10 protein-coding genes and 1 riboswitch are annotated in these 9,643 nt (G+C 68.2%); of the genes, 3 read left to right on the top strand and 7 right to left on the bottom strand.

Going from position 1 to position 9,643, the window contains the following annotated elements; translation table 11 throughout:
- Nucleotides 1-159: 159 nt before the first annotated feature.
- The 5 genes from EFL95_RS08550 to EFL95_RS08530 form a co-directional block, all read right to left on the bottom strand.
- Complete coding sequence (locus EFL95_RS08550) at nt 160-1,446, bottom strand: M48 family metallopeptidase (protein WP_123233580.1); 1,287 nt, start codon at nt 1,444-1,446, stop codon at nt 160-162.
- Between the two features lie 4 nt (nt 1,447-1,450).
- Nucleotides 1,451-2,644 carry a gluzincin family metallopeptidase gene (locus EFL95_RS08545; RefSeq protein WP_123233579.1) on the bottom strand — a complete coding sequence of 398 codons (1,194 nt, stop codon included), beginning with the start codon at nt 2,642-2,644 and terminating at the stop codon, nt 1,451-1,453.
- Between the two features lie 55 nt (nt 2,645-2,699).
- Nucleotides 2,700-3,653 (bottom strand): C40 family peptidase, encoded by a 954-nt coding sequence (locus tag EFL95_RS08540; protein WP_246004861.1) that lies wholly within the window; start codon nt 3,651-3,653, stop codon nt 2,700-2,702.
- A gap of 66 nt (nt 3,654-3,719) precedes the next feature.
- Nucleotides 3,720-3,868: riboswitch (cyclic di-AMP (ydaO/yuaA leader) on the bottom strand.
- Between the two features lie 191 nt (nt 3,869-4,059).
- Nucleotides 4,060-4,266 (bottom strand): hypothetical protein, encoded by a 207-nt coding sequence (locus EFL95_RS08535; protein WP_123233577.1) that lies wholly within the window; start codon nt 4,264-4,266, stop codon nt 4,060-4,062.
- 72 nt (nt 4,267-4,338) lie between these two features.
- Entirely contained in the window at nt 4,339-4,572 is a 234-nt protein-coding gene (locus tag EFL95_RS08530; protein WP_123233576.1) for a hypothetical protein, read from the bottom strand.
- Between the two features lie 102 nt (nt 4,573-4,674).
- On the opposite strand from EFL95_RS08530, the gene EFL95_RS08525 reads away from it, so the two are divergent.
- The 3 genes from EFL95_RS08525 to EFL95_RS08515 are packed head-to-tail and all read left to right on the top strand — an operon-like array spanning nt 4,675 to nt 7,937.
- The gene (locus tag EFL95_RS08525; RefSeq protein ID WP_123233575.1) at nt 4,675-6,480 is read left to right on the top strand and encodes a DEDD exonuclease domain-containing protein; all 1,806 of its coding nucleotides are present in this window, start codon (nt 4,675-4,677) and stop codon (nt 6,478-6,480) included.
- A gap of 25 nt (nt 6,481-6,505) precedes the next feature.
- Nucleotides 6,506-6,784 carry an Lrp/AsnC family transcriptional regulator gene (locus tag EFL95_RS08520; RefSeq protein ID WP_123233574.1) on the top strand — a complete coding sequence of 93 codons (279 nt, stop codon included), beginning with the start codon at nt 6,506-6,508 and terminating at the stop codon, nt 6,782-6,784.
- 13 nt (nt 6,785-6,797) lie between these two features.
- Nucleotides 6,798-7,937, top strand: a complete 1,140-nt coding sequence (locus tag EFL95_RS08515; protein ID WP_123233573.1) for a DegT/DnrJ/EryC1/StrS family aminotransferase — start codon at nt 6,798-6,800, stop codon at nt 7,935-7,937.
- Here the strand turns inward: EFL95_RS08515 and EFL95_RS08510 are convergent.
- Both EFL95_RS08510 and EFL95_RS08505 read right to left on the bottom strand, forming a co-directional pair.
- Nucleotides 7,909-8,985 carry an ATP-grasp domain-containing protein gene (locus EFL95_RS08510; RefSeq protein ID WP_123233572.1) on the bottom strand — a complete coding sequence of 359 codons (1,077 nt, stop codon included), beginning with the start codon at nt 8,983-8,985 and terminating at the stop codon, nt 7,909-7,911. The genes EFL95_RS08515 and EFL95_RS08510 overlap by 29 nt on opposite strands.
- Nucleotides 8,982-9,641, bottom strand: a complete 660-nt coding sequence (locus EFL95_RS08505; RefSeq protein ID WP_148045013.1) for a metallophosphoesterase family protein — start codon at nt 9,639-9,641, stop codon at nt 8,982-8,984. Before EFL95_RS08505 ends, EFL95_RS08510 begins: the two co-directional genes overlap by 4 nt.
- Nucleotides 9,642-9,643: the final 2 nt, after the last annotated feature.

Raw genomic sequence — 9,643 nt, 5'->3', positions numbered from 1 at the left:
GAGTACGGCCTGCTGGTCGCCGGCATCGCCGCCCTGATCGTCGCCATCGTCTTCATCTTCGGCGGCGTCATCAAGGACGTCTTCAGCAAGACCTGCGGCAAGGTCAGCTCCGGTGTGAGCGGCACCTTCGACAGCACCGCGACCTGCTGACCGCAGACCTCACCGCGGCTCGTCCTGGTTCTCGGCGAACAGCCGCGCCATCCCGATCCGCTGCAGCACCGTCGGGTGCGAGCCGAACCAGAACTGGCTGATCCGGGGCGGGGTCGGATCCGCGAGGGACCTGAGCGACAGCTGCTTCTGCATCTCCTCGAACGTCACCGGGTCGTGGGTGACCGTGAGCGCGGTGCGGTCCGCGCGCGCCTCGACAGCGCGGGACATCGTGTTCTCGATCGGGCTCGCTAGAAACGTCCCAACAGCGATCAGCGCGAACAGCAGCGGGAGCACCCGCGGATCGGCAGCGTCCCGGGCACCGGACCGGCGGAGCAGTCGCTGATCGGCGAGCAGCAGCCCGAGGAGCCCGATCCCGAACGCTCCCCCGAGGGCGCCGAGCACCGTCCCGACGAGCACGTCCTGGTGCTTCGCGTGCCCGAGCTCGTGGGCCACGATGCTCTCGATCTCTGGGTTCGACAGATCCTTGAGGACCGTGTCGTAGACGACGACCCGACGGGTGCTGCCGAAGCCGGACACGTAGGCGTTCAAGGTCGTTGTCCGCTTTGAGGCGTCAGCCACGAGCACGTCATCGATGTGCACGTGCTCGGCGGCGGCGAGCCGGAAGATGTCCGTGCGCAGCGGCCCGGCCGGCATCGAGGAGAAGTTGTTGAACAGCGGCTCCACGACCACCGGGTAGACGAACGAGCCGAGCATGGTCAGCGCTGCTCCCGCGCCGGCGGCCCAGACCGGCCAGCTGCGCGGTGCCCGGCGCACGATCGCGAGCAGCACGAGCAGGCCGATCCCGGTGAACACCGCGGTCACCACCGCGGAGATGACCTGGTCGTAGAGCCACGGACCCCAGCTCTGGCCGCTGAGGTCGTAGCGACGATCGGCGTGGTGGCCGAACGCGGCCAGCGGGAGCTGGACGACCAGCGAGACGACCACGAGCAGGACCGTGCCCAGCAGAACCTGGAGCCACCAGCGGCCGGGCAGCCTCGCGATCATCGAGGAGCCGAGCCGGGTGAGGCCCAGCAGGAGCGCGACCCCGGTCCCGATCGCGAGGTTCGCCCAGCCGGAGTAGCGGAACATCGCCGAGACGTGCTCGGCCCTGTCGATCTGAGCCGCGGTGAAGACGCTGCGCGCGGGCACTGCTCGCACGTGCTGCCCGGGAAGCCAGTGCCACGGGATCAGGATTCCGGCCAGGACCGCGAACAGCAGGCCCGCGACCACGACGACCACCAGGCTGACCCTGGTGCTGGCCCGAGCCGACTCCTCCGCCCGGGCCTGGTCACTCATACCGTCAGCCTGCCATGCCCCCGGCAAGGTCCCGCAGATCGGCTCGCCACTGCTTCACGAACGCCGCCTCGGTGGTTCCGAGGACCGTGGTGAAGGCATGCGCGACGTCGGTCCCGTCGCTCACCGCGTAGTAGAAGCGCACCAGCTTCGCCTCGCCGTACTCGCGTCCGATGAACCGGGTCGCCAGCCAGGCCTCCTCGTACGTCGCACCGAGACCGTTCGCGCTCGGGTCGAGCTCGGCGGTGGTGGGCAGGTGGTCCGGGGGGCCGTCCTTGCGGATGCGGCTGAGGATCTGGGACGCGGCGGTCGAGACGGGGATGTTCGCGTGCACCAGCGCGACGTAGTCGGCGAACCCCTCCAGCAACCAGGTCGGCATCGACGCGAAGGTCGCCCCGGTTGCCACATGGGTGGACTCGTGACTGATGACGACCTGCGACCCGCGGCGACCGAGGCCGGCGAAGACCTGCGGGTTGATGAAGACGTGGACGGGAGAGGACCTGACCAGCGAACCGTCCACGGAGGCAGTGACCGCGGCGATGTTCGCGTACTGGCCCGCCGTGGCGCCCAGCGCACGCTCCAGACCGTCCTCACTCTCCGGGACCTCGATCACGAGCTTCCCGTGCCAGTCCGGCAGCACCCGGCCGACATCGACGAGGGCCTTCCGGGCCAGGCGCAGGAAGCGGTCGGCTCCCGCAGAGCGGTCGATCACCAGGGTCCGGCCGGCCGAGAGCGCCGTGACCGGTCCGGTGAGCCAGACCGGGGTCCGCCCCTCGGTGCCGCCGATGTCGACGACGGCCTGACCGGTGTCGGTGGGGGCGAAGACGAACGTGGTCTCGACCTGGGTCGGCTTCACGTCCCAGTCGCGGAGGCGGTACTCGACGTCGACGGTTCCCCGCCATGCGTTCGGCCCGTAGTCCTCGAGGTCGTCGGTGCCGGCGGGAGCGGCGTCGTCGACCAGGCGGAACCCGATGTCGACGATGTGGAGCGTGGCGACGTTCTCGGCCACGGCGCCGAGCAGGTCACGCGACCCGGCCAGGCCCAGGCTCGTTGCCGCCGACCGGTCGGCGGAACGCAGCACCTCCGCGAGCTTGTCGACCGTGGTCGTCGCACCGGCGACCCGGGCATCGGAGGAGTCCGAGGAAGCCTTCGGCGGCGGGATGCTGGTATCCCCGCCGCACGCGGTCGGCCCGACCAGCAATGCTCCGGCCAGCAGACCTCCGAGGAGTGCCCGCCGACGCCGAGGCGAGCCGGTATCAGCCAGGGCGGACCGCGCCGACGTACGGCATCGAGTGCAGCGGCTGGACCCGGACTCCCGAGCTCGGGTTCTCCGCGTTCACGATCAGGCCGTTGCCGATGTACATGCCGACGTGGCTGACCGGGCTGTAGTAGAACACCAGGTCGCCCGGCTCGAGGTCGCTCTCGGAGACCCGGGCGCCGGATCCGGTCTGGGCGCTCGAGGAGTGCGGCAGGCTCACGCCGGCAGCACCCCAGGCAGCCATGGTCAGACCGGAGCAGTCGTAGGCGTTCGGACCCGAGGCACCGTAGGAGTAGGCCTTCCCGACCTGGGCCAGCGCGAACTTCACGGCGGTCGCGGCCCGCGGGTTCGACGGCGGCGCCGGCAGCGGGCCGGTGTAACCCTTGGCGGCCGTGCGGTAGTAGCTGGCCCGGACGGCCGGCTGGAGCGAGTCCAGCAGACGGTGCGCCTTCGCAGCCTTCTTGTCGATCTGGGCCTTCTCCTGGGCCATCTGGGCCTTGAGCTTGGCGATGTGGCGGGCCTCGGCCTTGACCGCGTGCTTGCGCAGGTAGAGGCGGCTCAGCTGAGCGCTGAACTCCTTCATGACCTGGCCGCGCTGGTTGTTGTAGGCGGAGACGGCGCTGAGGTTGTCCAGGAACTTGTCCGGGTTCGACGACAGCACGACCTGCGAGGTGGTCGAGAGGGCGTTGCCCTGGTACTGGTCGACGACCAGAGCGGCGACCTGCTCGCGCATGTCGTCGACGAGGCGCTGCTGGCGTCCCAGATCCGCGTTCAGCGCGCTCAGCCGCATCTTGGTCGCGGCGAGGCGGACGTTGGCGGCGTTGAAGCGCTCGGAGGCGGCTTCTGCCTGGCGGTCGAGACTCTGGACCTGCTTCTTGACGGTCTTCAGATCCGGCTTCGCGTCCGCGGACGGCGCGGCAAGCCCGATCCCGACGGTCACCAAGGCGGTCAACAGGGCGACAAGGGTCGCCACAAGAGCGCTGATGCGCTTCCGGCCGTGGAGCACGAGCGGACGTTCTCCTCTTTCTTTGAACGTCTACCAGGTGAGCTGACGGATTCGGGCTCAAAGATCGCCCTACCCCTCCGACCGCAGCCATCGCTGGCCCCGGTCATCAGGGATTCACCCCAAAAACTTGGTTCCCCGGCTCCGGTTCGCGCTCTCCGAGAAGCACGACGCCGGACTCGACGCGGCCCCTGAGCCACCGCGGTCGGCGGCTCGTGCAGGGACCTGATCCAGAACCATAAACGAACGGTAACGACGCGCCAAACCTGCGCCCCATCTGTCCGCGTGTTTCACCGAACGGGTGTCACACACGTCACACTCGTCACTCGAGACACACCCGTCACGAGCGCTTCGGTCAGGCAGATTCGACGTCCCGACCGTTGATCGGCGTCACCATCCGCAGCGGTGGGACGAGGCCGGAATCGGCGAGCACGGCGAGCGCCTGCTGCTCCTCGTTGTCGAAGCTGAGCTCGGGCGGCGGGCCGAGCAGGACGGTCACCACGCAGTCGTGGCACGACAGGCCGCGGACCAAGCAGGTGTCGCAGTCGATGCGCACGCTCATGGGTTCACTCCTTCTCACTGACCAGTCCGGGACTGGACTGATTCGAGAGTGACAGGAGCCTCCGACAGTTCTTCAGACGTCCTTGCGGTCGACCAGCTCGATCGCGTCCGCCCGACCGCACCAGCGGCACGTCACGGACTCGACCACCTCGCCCCGCAGCTCGGTCTCCTCGACCGCGTGCTCACCCGCGAGGTCGAAGTGCCAGTACTCGGTGGTGCGCCGGCTGCGGGCGACGTCGAATCGCGTCAGGTTTCCGCAGCCGCCGCAGCGCCAGCGCTGGTGCGGATCGGGAAGGGCGACGCTCACGTTTGTCTCCTCGGTGACGGCCGGGGCGGCCGCCGCAACGGGACCACCCTATTGGGCGCGTCCGCCCCGATTGTGTCGGCGCTCTTTCCTACCGTCGTTGTCATGACCACAGCCCACCTCGACGAGACCGCCGGCTCGCCGGCCGGCGAGGCCGGGCGCTGGGCGATGCAGATGAGCTTCGACGAGCTCGGCCGCCCGCTGCGCGACCTGACCTTCTGCGTGGTCGACCTCGAGACCACCGGCGCCGCGGTCTCGCAGGGGTCGATGATCACCGAGATCGGTGCGGTGAAGGTCCGCGGTGGAGAGGTGCTCGGCGAGTTCCAGACGTTGGTCAACCCGCACTCCGAGATCCCGCCGTTCATCGCCGTGCTCACCGGCATCACCAACAGCATGGTCGCGTCCGCGCCGCCGATCGACTCGGCACTCCCGGCCTTCCTGGAGTTCGCCCGGGGCACGGTGCTGGTCGCCCACAACGCTCCGTTCGACGTCGGCTTCCTCAAGCACTTCGCCGAGACCCTCGGGCACCCGTGGCCCGGTTTCGAGGTGCTCGACACCGCTCGCCTCGCGCGGCGTGTGGTCACCCGCGACGATGCGCCGAATTGCAAGCTCAGCTCGCTCGCGGTCGCGTTCGGTGCTTCGACGACGCCGAACCACCGCGCCCTGTCCGATGCCCGGGCGACCGTCGACGTCCTGCACGGTCTGTTCGAACGGCTCGGCAGCCTGGGCGTGCACACGCTCGAAGAGCTCCAGACCTTCACGTCGCGGGTCTCGACAGCCCAGCGCCGCAAGCGACACCTCGCCGAGGACCTCCCGCACTCCCCCGGCGTTTACCTGTTCCGGGACGACCGGGACCGGGTCCTCTACGTCGGCACCTCGCGCGATCTCCGTGCCCGGGTGCGTTCCTACTTCACCGCCTCGGAGACGCGTTCGCGGATGGGCGAGATGGTCGGGATCGCGACGCGGGTCGAGGGCATCGTCTGCGCCACTCCCCTGGAGGCAGAGGTGCGCGAGCTCCGCCTGATCGCGCTGCACAAGCCTCGCTACAACCGACGCAGCCGGTTCCCCGAGAAGGTCCACTGGCTCAAGCTCACCAACGAGCCCTGGCCGCGGCTCTCGCTGGTCCGTCAGGTCATCGACGACGACGCCGACTACGTCGGTCCGTTCTCCTCGCGAAAGCGAGCCGAGAAGGCGCTCGCGGCGCTGCACGAGACGTTCCCGGTGCGCCAGTGCAGTGAGCGACTCCCCCTGCACCCGTCGCGGTCAGCCTGCGTGCTGGCCGAGATGCACCGCTGCTTGGCCCCATGCGATGGCAGCATCGACCTGGACAGCTATGCCGAGATGGTGGCCGAGCTGCGCGACAACCTCCTGGCCCGGGCCGACGAGGTGGTCGAGGCCATCTCGGTACGGATGGATGCGCTGAGTCGCGACGAGCGTTACGAGGACGCCTCGGTCCACCGCGACCGGCTCTCCGCCTTCATCCGAGCCGTCTCCCGCACCCAGCGCCTGCGCGCCCTGACCCGGTGCGCCGAGGTCGTCGCGGCCCAACGGGACGACACCGGCCACTGGGGCGTCCACGTGGTCCGGTTCGGTCGGCTCGCTGCTTCAGGAGTCATCCCGGTCGACGCCCACGCGGGCGAGTACGTCGAGACACTGCGGGCCTCTGCCGAGACCGTGGCTGCCGGCCTCGGCCCGACCCCGGCGGCGACCGCCGAGGAGACCGAGAAGGTGCTCCGCTGGCTCGAGTCCCCCGGCGTCCGGCTGGTTCGGGTGGACGGCGAGTGGTCCTGCCCGGTCCGCGGTGCCGCCAAGCACCTGCGCACCCACGACGCCGTCGAGCAGTCCCGGCTCTCGATGGTGCCGTTCGACGAACGACGCTCGCTGCCGACCGTGCATCAACCGGCCCGCTGACCGCTGGCGACGGTAGGTTGGGTACATGATCACCGCCATCGTGTTCGTGAAGGCCGACGTCGCTCGCATCCCCGAGGTCGCCGAGGAGATCGCGGCCCTCGACGGGGTCAGCGAGGTCTACTCGGTCACCGGCCAGATCGACCTCATCGCGATGGTCCGGGTCCGGGACCACGACGCCGTCGCGGCCACGATCGCCGACCGGCTCAACAAGGTCCCCGGGGTCATCGAGACCGAGACCCACATCGCGTTCCGGGCCTACTCCCAGCACGATCTCGAATCGGCCTTCTCGCTCGGCCTTGACTGACTAACCTGACGGGATGACGTCCGCCGGCGAGAACATTCCGCTCACCCGGCCCTCGACAGACGCGGCCGAGCTGGCAGCGGTCGCCGCAGTGCTGGAGTCGGGTTGGTTGGCCGGCCAGGGCCCACAGGGAACCTTGCTCGAGCAGGAGTTCGCCGCGCTGACCGGTCGAGCGCACGCTGTCGCGGTCAACAACTGCACCGCCGGCCTGCACCTCGCCGTCGAGGCACTCGGGCTCGAACCAGGCGACGAGGTGCTCGTCGCGGACTATTCCTTCCCGGCGACCGCTCACGCCGTGCTCTACGTCGGCGGAATCCCCCGCTTCGTCGACGTGCGCCCCGACACAGGCACCATCGACGCTTCCCTGATCCCTGACCAGATCACGAGCCGGACCCGCGGGATCATCGGTGTCGACGCCCTCGGTGTTCCGGCGGACTGGGACCAGCTCGAGAAACTGGCCGCGGAGCACGGGCTGTGGTTGCTCGAGGATGCTGCCTGCTCGGCGGGGGGCGTGTACCAGGGACGTCCATGCGGCTCCTTCGGCGACGTCGCGGTCTTCTCCCTCCACGCCCGCAAGGGCATCACCTCTGGCGAGGGCGGCGTCATCGTCACCGACGACGCCGATCTGGCCGCCCGCATGCGCAGCCTGTCGTGCTTCGGCATGCGTAGCGCGCTGTCGCGGCAGAACGCCGCAGTCCTGGAGATCCCCGAGTTCGCTGACCTCGGCTACAACTACAAGCTCTCGGACGTGTTGGCGGGGGTCGCACGGACGCAGCTCGGCAAGCTCGACGGCTTCCTCGACGAGCGCTGCCGAATCGCCGCGCGCTACTCCGAGCTGCTCGGCCAGATCGAAGGCGTCACCGTCCCGGCCACGCTCGACGACCGTCAGCCGACCTGGCAGACCTATGCGGTCACGCTCGCCGACGGTGTGGATCGGAATCGGACGGTGGTCGAGCTTCGTGAGCGAGGCATCGGCAGCAACATCGGTACCTACGCCCTTCACCAGCAGAGCGTCTACGAGCCGTCGACGAGCTGCCCGTCGTCAGCCCGGCTCTTCGCCCGGCACCTGGCGCTACCGATGTACGTAGGACTGCGCGAAGCCGATCAGGTCCGCGTCGCCTCAGAACTCACCAGCGTTCTGGCCGGTCTGCGCTGACTCCGATGCCCTCGACGAGGCCCCGCATAACGAGTCCAGATCGATATCCGATCCTGCCCTCCAGATCCTCACCGAGAACGTGGCGCCGCAAGAGCCAGCCGGGCTCGTTGTAGCCCACCAATGCACGTACCGAGGTCGTGCCAGAGAATCGCGGATTGATCTCGAAAACGACCGGGCGGCCCTCGGACAAGCGGCACTGAATGTTGATCGCACCGGTCGAACCGAGGTCGGCTGCAATTCGCTCAGCCTCGGCTGTGACCTCGCGATACGTATCGACCTGCCCTTGCGAGACGCCACTGCTGATGGACAGCATCGGGCCAAGCTCGGCCCGCGACGTTCGGTTGGGCACACGGATTCGGTTGCTCAAGCCGCTCGTGATGTCCCGGCGAACCGCGATCGAGTCCACCAGGTTTCCGTCGAGGTCGCTCAGCACACCTACCGTGAACTCGTCCGACTCGGTGCCGACGTACTCCTGAACAATGAAGGAACCGAGGCTCGCGAGGAGGAATCCACCGAAGACAATCAACTCCTCCGCGGTCTGGGCAAGCATGATGTTGGCCGAGCCGCCGCCACCCAAATGAGGCTTCAGGACTGCCGGGAAGTAGTCGATCGAGGCCAGATCGTCCTGACTCTCCACAAGCGTGGTCGCTGGTACTACGTATCCGTGATCGCGAAGCCACGCGGTGCTCAGATGCTTGTCCATGCACAGGTCGATGACGTGTGCGGGGCTGATCGGGAGGACGATCCCGCGATTGATGAACGCGTCCCGATCGGCGCTGATGCGTCTCAGCTCGGGCTCGCTGCCGGGAAACACCGCCTGAACCTCGTGCGTCGCACAGAGATCGAGCAGGGCTTCGAGGTACTCATCGTGATCGGCCGGAGGAATCCAGTAGCAGTGCTGTGCGGACGAGAATCCGAGGCTCATCTGGCGGGAGTCGGTGACGACCACCTCGAGCGGCAGACCACTCAGCTTGAGTGCCTTGAGGATCTGTTCGCCGACCCCAGCGCCGCCGACGCCCGTGACCAGGACGACCGTCTCGCGGGTCACGTTGGCCCCCGATCCAGGACGGCTCTGACAGATGGATGAGCCTCAGGGTAGTTACGCCGAACGAGGTCGACGTTCATCGGGACCTCCTCGATGCTCAACTGATCGGTGCTGGCGTCGTACACGCCGAACGTGGATCGACTTCCGATGTCCCGGGAGAGGCCAACCGATCCGACATTCACTACGGTGACCTGGCCTGCTTTTCGAAGCATGGCGCGATGGGTGTTACCCATGACGACGTAGTCGAACGTCAGGTTCTCGAACGCCGCCAGATCGCCGTCTGGATACGCGTAACCCTCCAGCGGGTCATCCGGAGTTCCGTGCACGAGCAACCACCGTCGGCCACCGAGCTCGAGCTCGCGACGAGGCTCCAAACCGGCCAGGAACCTGCGCTGCTCGGCTGACAGCTGCTCACGCGTCTCACTAAGCCGGTACACCGATTCAGCCCCAGCCGGAACATCGAGATCCCCGAGCAGCATCGCCTCGTGGTTTCCACGGAGGAACGACGCTCCCACGGAGCGCAGGCGGTCCAGGCACGCGATCCCGTCGTCCCAATAGCCGACAACGTCTCCGAGCACCAGCAGGTGTTCGCAGCCCCGTCGTTCAGCGTGTGCCAGACACGCATCAAGAGCCGGCAAGTTCCCGTGGACGTCCGACATGA

Origin of the sequence: Nocardioides marmorisolisilvae (assembly GCF_003725775.1) — a bacterium.
Lineage (GTDB): Bacteria > Actinomycetota > Actinomycetes > Propionibacteriales > Nocardioidaceae > Marmoricola > Marmoricola marmorisolisilvae.
The sequence above is the reverse complement of the archived record's forward strand: the minus strand, read 5'-3'. Positions and strand labels throughout refer to the sequence as shown.

Coding starts and splice junctions, on each gene's coding strand:
- EFL95_RS08550 (WP_123233580.1), bottom strand. CDS start 1,446: ATGAGTGACCAGGCCCGGGCGGAGGAGTCGGCTCGGGCCAGCACCAGG.
- EFL95_RS08535 (WP_123233577.1), bottom strand. CDS start 4,266: ATGAGCGTGCGCATCGACTGCGACACCTGCTTGGTCCGCGGCCTGTCG.
- EFL95_RS08525 (WP_123233575.1), top strand. CDS start 4,675: ATGACCACAGCCCACCTCGACGAGACCGCCGGCTCGCCGGCCGGCGAG.
- EFL95_RS08520 (WP_123233574.1), top strand. CDS start 6,506: ATGATCACCGCCATCGTGTTCGTGAAGGCCGACGTCGCTCGCATCCCC.
- EFL95_RS08515 (WP_123233573.1), top strand. CDS start 6,798: ATGACGTCCGCCGGCGAGAACATTCCGCTCACCCGGCCCTCGACAGAC.
- EFL95_RS08505 (WP_148045013.1), bottom strand. CDS start 9,641: ATGTCGGACGTCCACGGGAACTTGCCGGCTCTTGATGCGTGTCTGGCA.